We start from the raw sequence: 18,096 nt of genomic DNA on the forward strand, positions 1-18,096 counted from the left end.
GCCGGTCAGCCGAGCCGGCGGACCAGATAGGCCGTTCCGCGATCCGCCGGTTCCTCGCCCAGGTACTCCTGCCCCCGCATCTCGCACCACGCCGGGATGTCCAGGCGGGCCGCCTCGTCGTCCGAGAGGACGCGGACGGTCCCGCCCACCGGGACGCCGGGGAACACCTTGGCCAGTTCGATGACCGGGACGGGGCAGCGCTTGCCGAGGGCGTCGACGACCAGGGCGCCCGGCCCGGCGACCGTGACCGGGGTGGGCGCGCCCAGCCTGTCCCGTACCGCGGAGACGACACCCGGCAGCACGTCCAGGAAGCGCTCCACGTCCTCCTCGGCCGTGCCCGGCGGCAGCGACACACGGACGTTGCCCTCGCTGAGCACGCCCATGGCCTTCAGGACGTGGCTGGGTGTCAGGGTGCTGCTGGTGCAGGAGGAGCCGGAGGAGACGGCGAAGCCCTCGCGGTCCAGCTCGTGCAGCAGGGTCTCCCCGTCGACATAGAGACACGAGAAGGTGACGATCCCCGGCAGCCGCCGTTCCGGATCGCCCACCACCTCCACGTCCGGCACCAGCCGCGGCACGCGCGCCCGGATCCGCTCCGTCAGCTCCCGCAGCCGCGCCGACTCCTGGGCCGCCTCGGCCCGTACCGCGCGCAGCGAGGCGACCGCCGCCACGATGGCCGGAATGTTCTCGAACCCGGGCGCGCGCCCCGACTCCCGCTCGTCCGCCGGGCCTTGGGCCGCGAACCGGACCCCCTTGCGCACGACGAGCAGCCCGGCCCCCGGGGGACCTCCCCACTTGTGCGCACTGGCGGCGAGCAGCGACCAGTCGCCCTCGACGGGCCCCCAGCCCAGCGACTGCGCCGCGTCCACCAGCAGCGGCACCCCGGCCGCCCGGCAGAGCTCGGCCACCTCGGCCACCGGCTGCACGGTCCCCACCTCGTGGTTGGCCGACTGGAGCACGGCCAGCGCGGTGTCGGCGCGCAGCGCGGTCGCGTAGTCCGACGGGGACACGGCGCCCGTCCGGTGCACCGGCACCTGGGTGACCGACCCGCCCTCCGCCTCGAACACTTCCGCCGAATGGAGGACAGAGGAGTGTTCGACCGCTGACACGATCAGGTGACGTCCGACGCGCCGCCTTCCGGCCAACGCCCCCGCGACACCCGTGTGTACGGCCCGCGTCCCCGAGGACGTGAACACCACCTCGTCCGCCCGGCACCCGACCGCCTCCGCCGCCGTCTCCCGCGCCGCGTCCAGCAGCATCCGCGCCTTGCGCCCCTCCCGGTACAGGCGTGCGGGATCGGCCCAACCGTCGTCCAGGGCGGCCAACAGGGCCTGACGGGCTACGGGGTGGAGGGGAGCGGCGGAGGCTGCGTCGAAGTAGGCCACACGGCAACGGTAGAACGCCGGCGGCCCGAGCCGCCCCCAGGGGCGCGGGGCCGTGTCCGGCCCCTGTTCCGCCACGGGACGCGAACGACCGCCACCCACCTGTACCCGCCCGCACCGACCCTCCAAACCCCCACAACCCGAGCTATTGGGTGCCCATTCGCACCCCAACTGAGTGAGGCGCGACGCGTATGCCCCCCTCCCCGCGAACCCCCGGAGGGCGTCGGCTAGGGTTTGGTCCGCATAAACATCCAAACCCCTGCCCGACGCAGGGCGGCGACCGACCAGCGAGAAGGCCGCAGCCGACCGCGCGGGCGAGACTCTCGGGAAGGCGCTACGTGAGTCCCAACGGCTCCGACCGCTCGCCGCGGCGCCCGATGCGGCGGAAGCTGCTGCAGGCACTGACCGCGGGCCTGGTCCTGGCGACCGCAACCGGTTGCACATACAAGGACTTCCCCCGCCTTGGCATGCCCACCCCGACCACGGAAGAGGCTCCGCGGATCCTCTCCCTGTGGCAGGGGTCCTGGGCTGCCGCGCTCGCCGTCGGCGTGCTGGTGTGGGGCCTGATCCTGTGGAGCGCCATGTTCCACCGGCGCAGCCGCACCAAGGTCGAGGTACCTCCGCAGACCCGGTACAACATGCCGATCGAGGCCCTGTACACGGTGGTCCCGATCATCATCATCTCGGTCCTGTTCTACTTCACGGCCCGGGACGAGACGAAGCTCATGAGCCTCGACAAGAAGCCCGACGTCACGGTCAACGTGGTCGGCTTCCAGTGGAGCTGGGGCTTCAACTACATCGAGAACGTCCCCGGTGTCTCCGGCGACGCGAAGACGGACACCAACCTGTCCGCGATCCCCGACCGGTACAAGGCCGCCTTCCCGGCGAACGCCGGCGGCGTCTACGACGTCGGCACCCCGGGCACGCGCAACCCGCAGACCGGCAACCCTGGTCCGACGCTCTGGCTCCCCAAGGGCAAGACGGTCCGCTTCGTCCTGACCTCGCGTGACGTCATCCACTCCTTCTGGGTGGTGCCGTTCCTCATGAAGCAGGACGTCATCCCGGGCCACACCAACGCCTTCCAGGTGACCCCCAACAAGGAGGGCACCTTCCTCGGCAAGTGTGCTGAGCTCTGCGGCGTCGACCACTCCCGGATGCTGTTCAACGTGAAGGTCGTCTCCCCGGCGGCGTACGAGCAGCACCTCAAGGACCTCGCCAAGAAGGGGCAGACCGGTTACATTCCCGCCGGCATCGCGCAGACGAGCCACGAGAAGAACCGGGAGACGAACAACCTGTGAGCATCCTCAACGAACCCCAGGGTGCCGCGGCCGCTGAAGGCTCGTACGTGGAGCCGCCGGTACGGCGCAAGCAGCCCGGCAATGCCGCGGTGAAGTGGTTGACGACCACCGACCACAAGACGATCGGGACGATGTACCTCGTCACGTCGTTCGTGTTCTTCCTGATCGGCGGCGTCATGGCGCTGCTCATGCGCGCCGAGCTGGCCCGTCCGGGCCTGCAGATCATGTCGAACGAGCAGTTCAACCAGGCGTTCACGATGCACGGCACGCTCATGCTGCTGATGTTCGCGACGCCCCTATTCGCGGGCTTCGCGAACTGGATCATGCCGCTGCAGATCGGCGCGCCGGACGTGGCGTTCCCGCGGCTGAACATGTTCGCCTACTGGCTCTACCTGTTCGGCTCGCTCATCGCGGTGGGCGGCTTCCTCACCCCCGAGGGCGCGGCCGACTTCGGCTGGTTCGCCTACTCCCCGCTGTCGGACGCGGTCCGCTCGCCGGGCGCCGGCGCCGACATGTGGATCATGGGTCTGGCCATGTCCGGCTTCGGCACCATCCTCGGCTCGGTCAACTTCATCACCACGATCATCTGCATGCGGGCTCCGGGCATGACGATGTTCCGCATGCCGATCTTCGTGTGGAACGTGCTGCTGACCGGTGTGCTCGTCCTGCTGGCCTTCCCGGTGCTGGCCGCCGCGCTGTTCGCCCTGGAGGCGGACCGCAAATTCGGTGCGCACGTGTTCGACTCGGCAAACGGCGGAGCCCTGCTCTGGCAACACCTCTTCTGGTTCTTCGGCCACCCGGAGGTGTACATCATCGCCCTGCCGTTCTTCGGCATCATCTCGGAGATCATCCCGGTCTTCTCCCGTAAGCCGATGTTCGGTTACATGGGCCTGATCGCCGCGACCATCGCGATCGCCGGTCTCTCCGTGACGGTGTGGGCGCACCACATGTACGTCACCGGTGGTGTGCTGCTGCCGTTCTTCTCCTTCATGACCTTCCTGATCGCGGTCCCGACCGGTGTGAAGTTCTTCAACTGGATCGGCACCATGTGGAAGGGCTCGCTGTCCTTCGAGACGCCGATGCTGTGGGCGACCGGCTTCCTGATCACCTTCACGTTCGGTGGTCTCACCGGTGTCATCCTGGCCGCGCCGCCCATGGACTTCCACGTCTCCGACTCGTACTTCGTGGTGGCCCACTTCCACTACGTGATCTTCGGTACGGTCGTGTTCGCGATGTTCGCCGGCTTCCACTTCTGGTGGCCGAAGTTCACCGGCAAGATGCTGGACGAGCGCCTCGGCAAGATCACCTTCTGGACGCTGTTCGTCGGCTTCCACAGCACCTTCCTCGTCCAGCACTGGCTGGGCGCCGAGGGCATGCCGCGTCGTTACGCCGACTACCTGGCGGCCGACGGCTTCACCACGCTGAACACGGTGTCCACCATCGGTTCGTTCGTGCTCGGCCTCTCCTTCCTGCCGTTCATGTACAACGTCTGGAAGACGGCCAAGTACGGCAAGCCGGTCGGCGTCGACGACCCGTGGGGCTACGGCCGCTCGCTTGAGTGGGCGACCTCCTGCCCGCCGCCGCGGCACAACTTCGCCACCCTGCCGCGGATCCGCAGTGAATCCCCGGCGTTCGACCTGCACCACCCCGAGATCGCCGCGCTTGAGCAGCTTGAGCACGCCGGTCAGGTGCCCGCCGTCGCGGGCAGCAAGGAGGCCGGCAAGTGAAGATCCAGGGCCGGATGTTCATCTGGTTGAGCTTCTTCATGCTGATCATGGCCGTCGTGTACGGCGTGTGGTCGAAGGAGCCGGCCGGTACCACGGCGCTCTTCCTGGCCTTCGGCCTGTCGATCATGATCGGCTTCTACCTGGGCTTCACCGCCCGCCGGGTGGACGCCGGTGCGCAGGACGACAAGGAGGCCGACGTCGCGGACGACGCGGGCGAGCTGGGCTTCTTCAGCCCGCACAGCTGGCAGCCGCTCATGCTGGCCTTCGGCGGCGCGATCGCCTTCCTCAGCATCGCGGTCGGCTGGTGGCTGATCTACTTCTCCGCGCCGTTCATCGTGATCGGTCTGTTCGGCTGGGTGTTCGAGTACTACCACGGTGAGAGCCGCACCCAGTAAGGCCCACCGAGCACCACACCGGGAGCCCGGACCCTCCGTCAGGAGGGTCCGGGCTCCCGGCTTTTCCGCGTCCTATCGGGTGTCCTTCGGATGCCGGAGTGTCGTTCGCTCGTATGGGTTACATACCGTGCCAATAGGGTCTCCAGCTCATAGCGTGATCGTATGAACCACATTCCGCGGACCCGTACCGTCGTCAGCTGCGTCCTGCTGGTGACCGCCCTGGGCGCGGGCACCACCGCCTGCGGTTCGGACGGCGACCCCTTGTCCGCCGCGCCGTACGACGCGGCGGGCCTGATCTCCTTCAACGGCCCCACCGGCGCGGGGAAGCGGGCCGACCCGGACAAGCCCCTGGAGGTCTCCGTCAAGGACGAGGGGCGCATCACCGACGTGACCGCCCAGGACTCCACAGGGCGCTATGTGGCGGGCGAACTCGCCGCCGACGGCAGTCGTTGGCACAGCACCTCCCCGCTGGCCGCGAGCGCCCACTACACGGTCACGGTGAGCACCGAGGACGACGACGGGGCGCCGGGCCGCAAGGTCCTCAGCTTCGACACCACCAAGCCGGCCACCAAGAAGCAGTTGGGCGTCACCTTCGGGCCGGACACGGGCCAGTACGGCGTCGGGCAGGTCATCACCGCCCAACTCGGCCAGGAGATCAAGGACAAGGCGCAGCGGGCCGTCGTGGAGCGCGGCCTGCGCGTGGACTCCGTGCCGGCCGTGCCCGGCTCCTGGTACTGGGTGAGCGGCAAGGAACTCCACTACCGGCCCAAGGACTACTGGCCCACCCACGCCACGATCCAGGTGCACAGCAACCTGGACGGTGTGAAGATCGGCGGTGGGCTGTGGGGCGGCAGGACGAAGCCGGTGAAGCTGACCACGGGCGACCGCGTCGAGGCCCTCACGGACGCCGCCGCGCACGAGATGACCGTGTTCCGCAACGGCGCCGTGATCAAGACCATGCCGGTCACCACGGGCAAGCCGGGCTACGAGACCCGCAACGGCGTCAAGGTGGTCCTGGAGAAGCAGTACTTCGTACGCATGCGCGGGGTCACCGTCGGCATCGCCGAGGGCAGCCGGGACTCCTACGACCTGCCGGTGTACTACGCCACCCGCGTCACCTGGTCCGGTGAATACGTGCACGCGGCGCCCTGGTCGGTGGGCTCACAGGGCTACGCCAACGTCAGCCACGGCTGCACCGGCATGAGTACGTCCAACGCGCAGTGGTTCTTCAACACCGTCCAAGAGGGTGACATCGTGCGCGTCGTCAACTCCGGCGGCGAGCCGATGGAACCCTTCGGCAACGGCTTCGGCGACTGGAACGTCACCTGGAAGAAGTGGCGCACGGGCTCCGCCTTGACGGGCCTGCCGGGCAACGGCCAGTCCCCGTCGTCGGACGCGGTCCGCCTCCAGCCGACGGCCGTGTGAGCGCCCCGCAAGGGCGCGCGGAGCCGCGCCGGAGGACCTCGCGGGCCCGCCCGCGCGCACGCTCCCCGCGCCCCGGGCCGCTAGGCGCTCACGAGCCTCTTCCGCCGCAGCAGAGAGGCCAGCGAGGACGCGAACTCCACCGGGTCCACCGGCAGCGTCACGGCCGCGTCCGCCCGGCTCCACGTGGCCAGCCACGCGTCCTGCGGACGGCCGATGAGCAGCAGCACGGGCGGGCACTGGAACACCTCGTCCTTGATCTGCCGGCACATTCCCATGCCCCCCATGGGCACGGCCTCGCCGTCGAGCACGCACACGTCGATGCCCCCACGGTCCAGCTCGCGCAGCACCGCCGCGGGCGTGGCGCACTCCACGAACTCCACTTGGGGCACGTCCGGGGCGGGACGCCGCCCGGTGGCCAGCCGTACTTGCTCGCGGGTGTTGGAGTCGTCGCTGTAGACCAGCACGGTGGCGGTCGGCTGCATTGTTCCTCCGGGTCGACGTCGGCGTCGTACGGACAGGACGGACGGGGCCGTTTGGGCGGATGTTACTCCCATGAACACCACGTCAACACCGGTTCGGCGGGCAGCAACACTCCGAACGGCACCCCCCGGAGTGAGGGCGAGATAAGCGACCGACATAATGTCGGTCGTGGCGACAGCAACGACAGTAGAAACCGGGCACGCGCACCCGTCGGTCAACCGACCGAACCTCACCAGCGTCGGAACCATCATCTGGCTGAGTTCCGAGCTGATGTTCTTCGCGGCCCTCTTCGCGATGTACTTCACCCTCCGGTCGGTGACCGGACCGGCTCACTGGAAGCACATGGCCTCAGCGCTCAATGTGCCTTTCTCCGCGACGAACACCACGATCCTGGTGCTCTCGTCCCTCACCTGCCAGCTCGGCGTGTTCGCGGCCGAGCGCGGCGACGTGAAGAAGCTCCGTGGCTGGTTCATCCTCACCTTCATCATGGGTGCGATCTTCATCGGCGGTCAGATCTACGAGTACACGAGCCTGGTGAAGGAAGAGGGCCTCTCGCTCTCCTCCGACCCCTACGGCTCGGTGTTCTACCTGACCACCGGCTTCCACGGCCTGCACGTGACGGGCGGTCTCATCGCCTTCCTGCTGGTCCTCGGGCGCACCTACATGGCCAAGAGGTTCACCCACGAGCAGGCGACGGCCGCCATCGTCGTGTCCTACTACTGGCACTTCGTCGATGTCGTCTGGATCGGCCTCTTCGCCACGATCTATTTGATCAAGTAGCCGGGATCGCTCCCGCTAAGTCCAGAAGCACCGACGCAGAAGATCCTGACACCGGGGTAATCCGTGAAAAAGCTCTCCGCACGACGACGCCATCCGCTGGCGGCGGTCGTCGTCCTACTCCTCGCGCTGGCGGCCACTGGGGGGCTGTACGCCGCGTTCGCGCCCGCGAGCAAGGCACAGGCCGATGAAACCTCCCAGTCCCTGACCATCAAGGAGGGTAGGAAGCTCTACGAGGTCGGCTGCGCCAGCTGCCACGGCACCGGTGGGCAGGGCTCCTCCGACGGGCCGAGCCTGGTCGGCGTGGGCTCCGCGGCCGTCGACTTCCAGGTCGGCACCGGCCGTATGCCGGCCGCGACCTCGCAGGGCGCCCAGGCCCCGCGCAAGAAGCCTGTGTACACGCAGACGCAGATCGACCAGCTCGCCGCGTACGTCGCGTCGCTGGGCGCCGGCCCGGTCGTGCCGACCAAGCAGCAGTACGGTCCGAACGGCGCGGACGTCGCCAAGGGCGGCGAGCTGTTCCGCACCAACTGCGCGCAGTGCCACAACTTCACCGGCAAGGGTGGTGCCCTCACCGAGGGCAAGTACGCCCCCACGCTGGAGGGCGTCGACCCGAAGCACATCTACGAGGCCATGCAGACGGGCCCGCAGAACATGCCGTCCTTCCCGGACACCACGATGTCCTCCCAGAACAAGAAGGACATCATCGCGTACCTGCACGCGGTCGACAGCAGCGAGACGACGAACCCGGGTGGTCTGGAGCTGGGCGGCCTCGGGCCGGTCAGTGAGGGCCTGTTCGCCTGGATCTTCGGTCTCGGCGCGCTGATCGCCGTCGCCGTCTGGGTCGCCGCTCGGACCGCAAAGGCCAAGAAGTCATGAGTAGCCAAGACATTCCAGAAGAGAACCTGCCCGCTGAGCAGGACCACGCGCACGGCGCGGTAGGCGTCGCGGACGAGGTGCACCCGTTCGCCGACCCGGGGCTGCCGCCCCACGAGCACCGGATCCAGGACATCGACGAGCGGGCCGCCCGGCGGTCCGAGCGTGTGGTCGCCCTGCTGTTCACGGTGTCGATGCTGGCCACCGTCGGCTTCATCGTCTCGTACGTGACGATCCCGCACGACAAGAACATCTTCGTGTTCCCGATCGGGCACATCAGCGCGCTGAACTTCGCGCTGGGCCTGACGCTGGGCGTGGCGCTGTTCTGCATCGGCGCGGGCGCGGTCCACTGGGCCCGCACCCTGATGTCCGACGTCGAGGTCGCCGACGAGCGGCACGCGATCGCGGCCGCCCCCGAGGTCCGGGCGAAGGTCCACGCGGACTTCCGCCAGGGCGCCAAGGAGTCGGCGCTCGGCCGCCGCAAGCTGATCCGCAACACGATGTTCGGCGCGCTGGCCCTGGTGCCGCTGTCCGGCGTCATGCTGCTGCGCGACCTCGGTCCGCTGCCCGGCACCTCCCTGCGGCACACCCTGTGGGCCAAGGGCAAGCGCCTGGTCAACATGAACACCAACCAGCCGCTGCGTCCCGAGGACATCGCCGTCGGTTCCCTCACCTTCGCCAAGCCGGACGGCCTGGAGGAGACGGACGAGGAGTTCCAGAACGAGATGGCCAAGGCGGCCCTGATGATCGTCCGGCTGCAGCCGGACAACATCAAGGACAAGCGCGAGCTCGACTGGTCGCACGAGGGCGTCGTCGCGTTCTCCAAGATCTGCACCCACGTCGGCTGCCCGATCTCGCTGTACGAGCAGCAGACGCACCACGTGCTGTGCCCGTGCCACCAGTCCACCTTCGACCTCTCCGACGGCGCCCGAGTGATCTTCGGTCCCGCCGGCCACGCCCTGCCGCAGCTGCGCATCGGTGTGGACAGCGAGGGTTACCTCCAGGCGCTCGGCGACTTCGAGGAGCCCGTCGGTCCTGCATTCTGGGAGCGCGGATGAGTACTGCAGCCAACGAACCCGCCCGCTCGCGCGGGAAGGCACCGGCCGGCGAACGCATCGCCGACTGGGCCGACGGCCGGCTCGGGATCTACTCCCTGGCCAAGGCCAACATGCGCAAGATCTTCCCCGACCACTGGTCGTTCATGTTGGGCGAAGTGTGCATGTACAGCTTCATCATCATCATCCTGACGGGTGTCTATCTGACACTGTTCTTCCACCCGTCGATGAACGAGGTCGTCTACCACGGCAGCTATGTCCCTCTCCAGGGGCAGATGATGTCGGAGGCGTTCAACTCGACCCTGCACATCTCCTTCGACGTGCGCGGTGGTCTGCTCGTCCGGCAGATCCACCACTGGGCCGCGCTGATCTTCCTCGCCGGCATGTTCGTGCACATGATGCGCGTGTTCTTCACGGGCGCGTTCCGCAAGCCGCGTGAGATCAACTGGCTGTTCGGCTTCCTGCTGTTCGTCCTCGGCATGTTCACCGGTTTCACCGGTTACTCGCTCCCGGACGACCTGCTCTCCGGCACCGGTGTCCGCTTCACCGAGGGTGCGATCCTGTCCATGCCGATCGTCGGCACGTACATCTCGTACTTCCTCTTCGGCGGTCAGTTCCCCGGCCACGACTTCGTCGCCCGGTTCTACTCGATCCACATCCTGCTGCTGCCGGGCATCATGCTCGGCCTGATGGTGGCGCACCTGATCCTGGTCTTCTACCACAAGCACACGCAGTTCGCGGGTCCGGGCAAGACCAACAACAACGTGGTCGGCATGCCGCTGCTGCCGGTCTACATGGCCAAGGCCGGAGGCTTCTTCTTCCTGGTCTTCGGTGTCATCGCGGCCATCGCCGCGGTCGCGCAGATCAACCCGATCTGGGCCATGGGCCCCTACCGCCCGGACCAGGTGTCCACCGGCGCCCAGCCCGACTGGTACATGGGCTTCGCCGAGGGTCTGATCCGCTTCATGCCGGGCTGGGAGATCAATTTCTGGGGCCACACCCTGGTCCTGGGCGTGTTCATCCCGCTGGTGCTCTTCGGCGTGGTGCTGGGCGCGATGGCGGTCTACCCGTTCATCGAGTCCTGGATCACCGGTGACAAGAGCGAGCACCACATCCTGGACCGCCCGCGCAACGCCCCGACCCGTACCGGGCTCGGTGTCGCCTGGGTGACGATGTACATGATCACCCTGGTCGGCGGTGGCAACGACCTGTGGGCCACGCACTTCCACCTGTCGATCAACGCCGTGACCTGGTTCGTCCGGATCTTCTTCTTCGTCGGTCCGGTCATCGCGTTCATCGCCACCAAGCGGATCTGCCTCGGCCTCCAGCGCCGCGACCGCGACAAGGTGCTGCACGGTCGCGAGACCGGCATCATCAAGCGGCTGCCGCACGGTGAGTTCATCGAGGTGCACGAGCCGCTGAGCCAGGAGCAGCTGCACACGCTCACCACGCACACGCAGTACGCGCCGGCCGAGATCGGCCCCGTGGTCGACGAGAACGGTGTCGAGCGCAAGGTGAAGGCGTCCGAGAAGCTCCGGGTGAAGCTGTCCAGCGCCTACTACGGCGAGGACAGCCAGATCCCGAAGCCGACCTCCGAGGAGTACAAGGAGATCACGAGCGGCCACGGCCACCACTGATCCCCGCGTCGCCACGCCACCGAGGGGCCCCGTCCGCAAGCCGGACGGGGCCCTTCCCCGTGCCGGGGGATCGATAAGGTGGTGTACGAGGTTCCACCACTGTGCACGACAAGGAGCGGCTGATGAGCGCTGTGACCCCCGCTGGAGGCGACACCGCGGCGGGCCGCTCCTGGCCCGCCCTGCTGAACGGCCTGCTGGACGGCCAGGACCTCTCGTCCGACGACACCGCCTGGGCGATGGACCTGATCATGCGGGGCGAGGCGACCGACGCCCAGATCGCCGGGTTCATGGTCGCGCTGCGCGCCAAGGGCGAGACCGTCGAGGAGATCTCCGGGCTCGTGCGCACCATGTACGAGCACGCGAACGTGATCGAGGTGCCGGGCCCGGCCGTCGACATCGTCGGCACCGGCGGCGACGGCGCCAAGACGGTCAACATCTCCACGATGTCCTCGATCGTGGTCGCGGGCACCGGCGCCAAGGTCGTCAAGCACGGCAACCGCGCCGCCTCCTCGGCCTCCGGCTCCTCCGACGTCCTGGAGAAGCTCGGCGTCAACCTCCAGCTGACCCCGAAGCGGGTCGCCGAGGTCGCCGAGGAGGCCGGGATCACCATCTGCTTCGCGGTGAAGTTCCACCCCTCGCTGCGTCATGTCGCCGCCGCGCGCGGCCAGTTGGGAATCCGTACGACCTTCAATGTGCTCGGTCCGCTGACCAACCCGGCCAAGGTGCGCGCCCAGGCGGTGGGGGTCGCCGACCCGCGCATGGCGCCCGTCGTGGCCGGAGTCTTCGCCGAGCGCGGCAACTCCGCGCTGGTCTTCCGGGGCGACGACGGCCTGGACGAGCTGACCGTCACCGGCACCTCCCGGGTGTGGGTGGTGCGGGACGGCAAGGTCCGCGAGGAGGTCTTCGACCCGCGCGACGTCGGCATCGAGCCGGCCCCCCTGGAGGCCCTGCGCGGCGCGGACGCGTCGTACAACGCGGAGGTCGCCCGCCGGGTGCTGGACGGCGAGCGGGGCGCCGTACGGGACGCCGTGCTGCTGAACTCGGCGGCGGCCCTGGCGGCCCTGGAGCCGACCGACGCCCCGCTCACCGAGCAGCTGCGCGCCGGGATGGCGAAGGCCGCGCGGTCCATCGACTCGGGCGCGGCGAAGCGCACGCTGGAGCGCTGGGTGGCGGCCAGCAACGCGTGAACGGTGGTCGATCGTCCCGCGATCCGGACTCGGGTTGCGGGACGGTGATCTTTTCGCGTACGTTCCGTACCAGGTCATGAGTGACAGTCATGAGGCCCCGGCCGACTGTCCGGCAACCCTCCGTCCGTGGCGGGGTGCCCCGGGTGAGGACCAGGTCGTAGGCAGCGAGGTCTACGGCAAGCGCGGACCCCTCGGGCGCTCGTAGAAGCGCCGGGCCAGGGGTCCTGGTCGTACGAGGGAGCCTCCCGTGAGCAAGCGAATGCGCTAGGGCCGCCGAGCCCCGCCTCCGCGCACCCCTTTCACCTTTTCTTTCGTACGTGCCTTCGGCGTACGTGCGCACGGGAGTTCCCCATGTCTGTCTCCACCCTTGCCGTCGACCCGTCGATCTGCCCCCCTCTGCCCGTTCTGGGGCGGGATGTCACCGTCCCGCTCGTCACCGGCGGCACCATCGCCTACGCGGCCCTCGACTACGCGGCCAGCGCCCCCGCCCTCCAGCGCGTCTGGGACGACGTCGCCGCCTACGCGCCGTACTACGGCAGCGTCCACCGGGGCGCCGGGTACCTCTCCCAGTTCTCCACCGATCTGTTCGAGAAGGCCCGCCGCACGGTCGGGGAGTTCCTCGGCTGCCGCGCCGACGACCAGGTGGTCTTCACCCGCTCGACCACGGACTCGCTGAACCTGCTGGCCCGGGCGGTCCCCGCGGACTGCCGGGTCTTCGTCTTCGAGACCGAGCACCACGCCTCCCTGCTGCCCTGGCAGGACGCCCGGGTCACCTACCTCGACGCACCGCGCAGCCCGCGGCAGGCCGTCGAGATCCTGGAGCGCGCCCTCGCCGACCGCGACCCGCACGGGCCGGCCCTGGTGTGTGTCACCGGCGCCTCCAACGTCACCGGGGAGCTGTGGCCGGTGCGCGAGCTGGCCGCCGCGGCGCACGCCCACGGCGCCCGGATCGTCCTGGACGCCGCCCAGCTGGCCCCGCACCACCCGGTGTCCCTGGTGGACCTGGACGTCGACTGGGTCGCCTTCTCCGGGCACAAGCTGTACGCCCCCTTCGGCGCGGGAGTGCTGGCCGGCCGGGCCGACTGGCTGCGGGCCGCCGAGCCGTACCTCGCGGGCGGCGGCGCCAGCCGCAGGGTCGCCCGGCGCCGGGACGGGGGAGTGGAGGTGGAGTGGCACGAGAGCGCCGCCCGGCACGAGGCGGGCTCCCCGAACGTCATCGGCGCCTACGCCGTCGCCTCCGCCTGCACGGCGCTCACCGAGGCCGGCTGGGAGTCGCTGGTCGCCCGTGAGCAGGGTCTGATCGACCGGGTGCGTGCGGGCCTCGCCGGGATTCCGCAGGTCAGGGTCCTGTCGCTGTTCGGCGACGACGCCCCGCGGGTCGGCGTGATCTCCTTCGTGGTGGAGGGCTGGAACAGCTCCCACTTCGCGGCCGCCCTCTCCGCCGAGTACGGCATCGGCGTCCGCGACGGCCTCTTCTGCGCCCACCCCCTGCTGCACACCCTGCTCGGCACGGCCCCCGAGACCCCGGCCGAGTGCGGTGCCCCGTCCCTGAACGCCATCCGCGTGAGCTTCGGCGCGGGCACCCCGGACGAGCACGTGGACCGGTTCGTCAAGGCGGTGCGGCAGCTGGTGACCGAGGGCGCGCGGTGGACGTACCGCACGGAGGAAGGCCGCTGCGTCCCGGCGGCGTAAGGGGTGAACCTACTGGTGGGGCGGCGTTCGGGCGGTCAGGGCGGTCAGGAGTCCAGACCGATCGCGAAGGCCGCCTCCAGGTCGTGCTGGGAGTACGTACGGAACGCGACGTGCGTGTCGGTCGCCTCGACACCCGGGATCTTGCTGATCCGCCCCGGGATCACGTCGGCCAGATCCTCGTGCTCCCGCACCCGCACCATGGCGATCAGGTCGTACGTCCCCGTCACGGAGAACACCTCGCTCACCGACTCCAGCGAGGCGATCTGCTCGGCGATCTCGGGAATCCGGTCCACGCTGGTCTTGATGAGGACGATCGCGGTGATCACGGCTGGTTCTCTCCCTCGGATACCGGTTCGGGTGCGCATTTCACTCTAGCCCGCCCTTCCCCCCGCACCGCCCTTCCGAGGCCGCCCCCAAGGCCCTTCCACCGCCCGTACCGCACCCACGCGTAGACGAAGCCCGCCCCGAAGCCCACCAGGTGCGCCAGGTACGCCACCCCCGGCCCCTGCGCCGAACGCCCCGCCGCCAGCCATTGCAGCGTCACCCAGAACGGCAGTACCACCCACGCGGGGAACCGCAGCGGCAGGAAGAAAAGGAACGGCAGGAGACTGGTGACACGGGCCCGCGGGAACAGGAAGAGAAACGCCCCGAGCACCGCCGAGATCGCCCCCGACGCGCCCACCAGCGACTGCTCGGACGTGGCGTTGGCGACCGCGTACCCCAGCAGCGCCAGATAGCCGCAGCCCACGTAGAACAGGGTGAACTCCACGCGGCCCATCCGCTCCTCGGTCAGCACGCCGAAGACGAGGAGGAAGAGCATGTTGCCCAGCAGGTGCACCCAGTTGCCGTGCACGAACAGCGCCGTGACCGGGCTCAGCGCGTGCGCCCAGGGACCGGCGAACAGCTCGGCCGGGACCACCCCCCAGTGCCGGAAGTACACCCGCTGCGCGTCCAGCAGGACGTACCCGGTGCCGTACCCGGGGACGATCCCCGAGGCGGGTCCCAGCATGAAGATCAGACAGCACAGGGCGATGAGGCCGTACGTCATCGGCGCGTCCCTGAGTGTCCTGAAGGTCCGGCCGGCTGCCGTGCTCCACTCGCTGATCATGAACACAGAGCATGACGTAACCGGACGCAAGCTGACAGACCGCCTCGCCGCCATGGATGGACGGGCGACGGGTGGTCCCCAGGCCGTAGGGTTACGAGCCACACGCGTCGGCCCCGCCGGCGCGATCCCGCCGACCTGAGAAGGGCACGATGACGGTTCCCCAGCCGACTGCCACGACGCGATGGCGCTGCACCCTGTGCGGCAACCTCACCCGCTTCGACGTCACGCGTTCCTCGAAGGTCGTGGAGTACGTCCACCTCGACCTCGCGGGCGAGCCGACGGTGGAGGAGCGCCAGGTGGTCAGTGAGACGATCGAATCGGTGCGCTGTCGCTGGTGCAACGCGGTGGACCAGGTGGAACTCGTGGACAGGCCGGGCACCGACTCCTGAGGGGAGCGGGCCCGCAGAGGCATCGGCAAGGTAGTGGGGTGTGACGGATGGTGGAGAGCGCAGGCGGGGGGCCGGGCGACGGCACCGCTGAGGTGCTTGACCGTCCGCTGCCCGACGGAGTGCGCCGCAGGGTCGTCGGGATCGTCTCGGACTGCTTCGGCAAGCTGACCGTGGCCGAACTTCCCGCGCAGTTGCGGCAGTACGCCCGTTTTACCCCGAATCGCCGTGCGAAGTTCGCCGGGAACGCGATGGCCACGGCGCTGGAGACCGACACGCTGTTCCGGCAGCGGATCGGGGAGAAGTTCCGCGCCGCGCAGCCGGAGTTGGCCGGTGCCCTCGACTCCGGCTCGGCGCCCGCGGCCGTCGACCCGCTCGATGTGGCGGCCGCGGCCTATGTGCTGCGCCCGGCGGGCTGGGTGAAGCTGGTCACCGCGGCCGGGGAGGAGGCCCAGCGCGCCGACGCCGAGCGGGCCGACGAGGAGAGCCGCGCCGAACTGGAGCGGCTGCGCGCCGAACTGGACCGCGCCCGCGACCACACCCGCGCCGAGACCGAACGGCTGCGCGCGGAGCTGGAGTCGGCGAAGCGGGACCTGGAGTCGCTGCACCGCAAGCTGCGCTCCGCGCAGAGCGATGTGCGCCGCGGCGAGGCCGCGCTGCGCAAGGCGCAGGGCGAGATGGACGCCGTACGGGCCGAGGCGCACACCCGGGTGTCGGCCGCGGAGAGCGAGTCCCGGCGGCTCAAGGCCCGCCTCGGCGAGGCGGAGGCGGCCCTGGAGGCCACCCGCAAGGCCGCCCGCGAGGGGCGCAGCGTGGAGGACATGCGGGTGCGGCTGCTCCTGGACACCCTGCTGGACGCCACCCAGGGCCTGCGGCGCGAGCTGGCGCTGCCCCCGGTGTCCGTGCGCCCGGCCGAGACCGTGGACGCGGTGGAGCCCGGCCGGATGACGCCGAAGGACATCGCGACGCGCGCCCTGTCCGAGCACGACCCGGCGATTCTCGATCAGCTGCTCGCGCTGCCGCAGGCGCATCTGGTCGTCGACGGCTACAACGTGACCAAGACCGGCTATCCGCAGATGCCGCTGGAGAAGCAGCGGCTGCGTCTGCTGGGTCAGCTGTCCGCGCTCGCCGCGCAGACCGGCGCCGAGGTGACCTGCGTCTTCGACGGCGCCGAGCTGGCCGCGCCGGTGCTGCTCGCGCCGCCGCGCGGGGTGCGCGTGCTGTTCTCCAAGCCGGGCGTGACCGCCGACGAGCTGATCCGCCAGCTGGTGCGCGCGGAGCCGCCGGGCCGTCCGGTGATCGTCGCCTCCACCGACCGCGAGGTGGCCGACGGTGTCGCGCGGGCGGGCGCCCGCCCCGTGGCCTCTGCGGTACTTCTGAAGCGACTGTCCTGAAGGTCCAACGGACGTACGTAATGCCCGGATTGGTCCGGCCTGTTACGCGACGTAGGGTCAATCGCCCATCACTGCTTGTGGGTTGTGTGCAAAAAATGCATTGCGTGACGGGATTTTTTCCCGTGAGGATTTGAATGATCACAACTGGGTCACTAGGGTCTGGGCTCGAACCTCCGAACGGGTGAACACTCACAAGAAGGAGTTCGTCCTCCGTGGCGTCCCACCGTCGACCCAAGCAGCAGAGCCGTGCACGCGTGACCGTGCTGACCACCGCAGCAGCCGCCGCCGTCGTGCTCAGCGCGAACGCCGCGAACGCCGCGCCGAGTGAGAAGCTCAGCAAGGACCAGGTCAAGTCCAAGGTCGACAAGCTGTACGAGCAGGCCGAGCAGGCCACCGAGAAGTACAACGGAGCCAAGGAGAAGCAGCAGAAGCTGCAGAAGGAGATCTCCACCATCCAGGACAACGTCGCGCGGGGTCAGGAAGACCTCAACAAGCTGCGCGACGGCCTGGGTTCGCTGGCCACGGCCCAGTACCGCTCCGGCGGTATCGACCCCTCGGTCCAGCTCTTCCTCTCCTCCGACCCGGACACCTTCCTCGACAAGGCGTCCACCCTCGACCAGCTGAGCAGCCAGCAGGTCGACGCGCTGCGCAAGATCCAGAGCAAGCAGCGCGAGCTCGCCCAGGAGCGTTCCGAGGCCACCGAGAAGCTCAAGGACCTCGCGGACACCCGCACCGAACTGGGCAACAAGAAGAAGGAAGTCCAGGCCAAGCTCGCCGCGGCCCAGAAGATCCTCAACAGCCTCACCGCCAAGGAGAAGGCCGACCTCGCCGCCCAGCAGCAGCGTGCCGACCGCTCCTCCAGCCAGCGCGTGAACCTCGGCGACGCCCCGCCCGCCTCCGGCCGGGCCGCGGCCGCCTTCTCCGCCGCGCAGGCCCAGATAGGCAAGCCGTACGTCTACGGCGCCACCGGCCCCTCCTCCTTCGACTGCTCGGGTCTGACGTCCTACGCCTACGCGCAGGCCGGCGTCTCCATCCCGCGTACCTCCGAGGAGCAGGCCAACATAGGCACCCGGATCTACAGCCAGAGCGACCTCAAGGTCGGCGACCTGGTCTTCTTCTACGGCGACATCCACCACGTCGGCCTGTACGCGGGCAACGGCCAGGTGCTGCACGCCCCGCACACCGGTGCGGTGGTGCGCTATGAGGCGATGTCGGACATGCCCTTCCAGTTCGGCGTCCGGGTCTAAACCTCCGACGCTCCCGGAGGAGGTCGTCCGATC

At 69.3% G+C, this 18,096-nt stretch carries 17 protein-coding genes and 1 riboswitch; of the genes, 13 read left to right on the forward strand and 4 right to left on the reverse strand.

Annotation, left to right across the window (positions count from 1 at the left end; genetic code table 11):
* Nucleotides 1–5 precede the first annotated feature (5 nt).
* Nucleotides 6–1,382: an aminotransferase class V-fold PLP-dependent enzyme gene (locus ACWDD7_RS31225; protein ID WP_450459864.1), complete on the reverse strand. Its 1,377-nt coding sequence runs from the start codon at nt 1,380–1,382 to the stop codon at nt 6–8.
* A gap of 335 nt (nt 1,383–1,717) precedes the next feature.
* On the opposite strand from ACWDD7_RS31225, the gene ctaC reads away from it, so the two are divergent.
* The 4 genes from ctaC to ACWDD7_RS31245 all read left to right on the forward strand — a co-directional run bounded on the left by ctaC (nt 1,718) and on the right by ACWDD7_RS31245 (nt 6,224).
* Nucleotides 1,718–2,677, forward strand: a complete 960-nt coding sequence (ctaC, locus tag ACWDD7_RS31230) for an aa3-type cytochrome oxidase subunit II (RefSeq protein WP_285554037.1) — start codon at nt 1,718–1,720, stop codon at nt 2,675–2,677.
* Entirely contained in the window at nt 2,674–4,404 is a 1,731-nt protein-coding gene (gene ctaD / locus ACWDD7_RS31235) for an aa3-type cytochrome oxidase subunit I (RefSeq protein WP_450459865.1), read from the forward strand. The genes ctaC and ctaD overlap by 4 nt, the downstream gene beginning before the upstream one ends.
* Nucleotides 4,401–4,799 carry a cytochrome c oxidase subunit 4 gene (locus tag ACWDD7_RS31240; protein WP_450459866.1) on the forward strand — a complete coding sequence of 133 codons (399 nt, stop codon included), beginning with the start codon at nt 4,401–4,403 and terminating at the stop codon, nt 4,797–4,799. The genes ctaD and ACWDD7_RS31240 overlap by 4 nt, the downstream gene beginning before the upstream one ends.
* A 162-nt stretch (nt 4,800–4,961) precedes the next feature.
* Nucleotides 4,962–6,224, forward strand: a complete 1,263-nt coding sequence (locus ACWDD7_RS31245; protein WP_450459867.1) for an Ig-like domain-containing protein — start codon at nt 4,962–4,964, stop codon at nt 6,222–6,224.
* A gap of 80 nt (nt 6,225–6,304) precedes the next feature.
* Here ACWDD7_RS31245 and ACWDD7_RS31250 read toward each other — a convergent pair whose 3' ends face one another.
* Entirely contained in the window at nt 6,305–6,706 is a 402-nt protein-coding gene (locus ACWDD7_RS31250) for a response regulator (RefSeq protein WP_412825985.1), read from the reverse strand.
* 157 nt (nt 6,707–6,863) lie between these two features.
* Between ACWDD7_RS31250 and ctaE the strand changes: the two genes are divergently transcribed.
* From ctaE to ACWDD7_RS31280, 6 genes are all read left to right on the forward strand, one after another.
* Entirely contained in the window at nt 6,864–7,484 is a 621-nt protein-coding gene (gene ctaE, locus ACWDD7_RS31255; RefSeq protein ID WP_070028641.1) for an aa3-type cytochrome oxidase subunit III, read from the forward strand.
* A 63-nt stretch (nt 7,485–7,547) separates the two neighbouring features.
* Nucleotides 7,548–8,360: a cytochrome bc1 complex diheme cytochrome c subunit gene (gene qcrC, locus ACWDD7_RS31260; RefSeq protein WP_351879116.1), complete on the forward strand. Its 813-nt coding sequence runs from the start codon at nt 7,548–7,550 to the stop codon at nt 8,358–8,360.
* Nucleotides 8,357–9,415, forward strand: a complete 1,059-nt coding sequence (gene qcrA, locus ACWDD7_RS31265; protein ID WP_450459868.1) for a cytochrome bc1 complex Rieske iron-sulfur subunit — start codon at nt 8,357–8,359, stop codon at nt 9,413–9,415. Before qcrC ends, qcrA begins: the two co-directional genes overlap by 4 nt.
* Nucleotides 9,412–11,049, forward strand: coding sequence for a cytochrome bc1 complex cytochrome b subunit (gene qcrB, locus ACWDD7_RS31270; RefSeq protein WP_351879122.1), 1,638 nt, complete (start codon nt 9,412–9,414; stop codon nt 11,047–11,049). Before qcrA ends, qcrB begins: the two co-directional genes overlap by 4 nt.
* 122 nt (nt 11,050–11,171) lie before the next feature.
* On the forward strand, nt 11,172–12,236 hold the full coding sequence (gene trpD / locus ACWDD7_RS31275) for an anthranilate phosphoribosyltransferase (protein ID WP_351879125.1): 1,065 nt from the start codon (nt 11,172–11,174) through the stop codon (nt 12,234–12,236).
* Nucleotides 12,237–12,308: 72 nt separating this feature from the next.
* Nucleotides 12,309–12,425: riboswitch (SAM riboswitch) on the forward strand.
* A gap of 162 nt (nt 12,426–12,587) precedes the next feature.
* A complete protein-coding gene (locus tag ACWDD7_RS31280) occupies nt 12,588–13,928 on the forward strand; it encodes an aminotransferase class V-fold PLP-dependent enzyme (RefSeq protein ID WP_450459869.1) in 1,341 nt (446 codons plus the stop codon).
* A gap of 44 nt (nt 13,929–13,972) precedes the next feature.
* Here ACWDD7_RS31280 and ACWDD7_RS31285 read toward each other — a convergent pair whose 3' ends face one another.
* Both ACWDD7_RS31285 and ACWDD7_RS31290 read right to left on the reverse strand, forming a co-directional pair.
* Nucleotides 13,973–14,254 (reverse strand): Lrp/AsnC family transcriptional regulator, encoded by a 282-nt coding sequence (locus tag ACWDD7_RS31285; RefSeq protein WP_037652980.1) that lies wholly within the window; start codon nt 14,252–14,254, stop codon nt 13,973–13,975.
* Complete coding sequence (locus ACWDD7_RS31290) at nt 14,251–15,036, reverse strand: rhomboid family intramembrane serine protease (RefSeq protein WP_351879133.1); 786 nt, start codon at nt 15,034–15,036, stop codon at nt 14,251–14,253. The genes ACWDD7_RS31285 and ACWDD7_RS31290 overlap by 4 nt, the downstream gene beginning before the upstream one ends.
* A gap of 149 nt (nt 15,037–15,185) precedes the next feature.
* Here ACWDD7_RS31290 and ACWDD7_RS31295 point away from each other — a divergent pair, with 149 nt between their 5' ends.
* The 3 genes from ACWDD7_RS31295 to ACWDD7_RS31305 all read left to right on the forward strand — a co-directional run bounded on the left by ACWDD7_RS31295 (nt 15,186) and on the right by ACWDD7_RS31305 (nt 18,063).
* Nucleotides 15,186–15,425 carry a hypothetical protein gene (locus tag ACWDD7_RS31295; RefSeq protein WP_037652985.1) on the forward strand — a complete coding sequence of 80 codons (240 nt, stop codon included), beginning with the start codon at nt 15,186–15,188 and terminating at the stop codon, nt 15,423–15,425.
* Between the two features lie 47 nt (nt 15,426–15,472).
* Nucleotides 15,473–16,816: an NYN domain-containing protein gene (locus ACWDD7_RS31300; RefSeq protein WP_450459870.1), complete on the forward strand. Its 1,344-nt coding sequence runs from the start codon at nt 15,473–15,475 to the stop codon at nt 16,814–16,816.
* 212 nt (nt 16,817–17,028) lie between these two features.
* On the forward strand, nt 17,029–18,063 hold the full coding sequence (locus tag ACWDD7_RS31305) for a C40 family peptidase (RefSeq protein WP_285554006.1): 1,035 nt from the start codon (nt 17,029–17,031) through the stop codon (nt 18,061–18,063).
* The last annotated feature ends 33 nt before the right edge of the window (nt 18,064–18,096 follow it).

The organism is Streptomyces sp. NPDC001056, assembly GCF_053598955.1.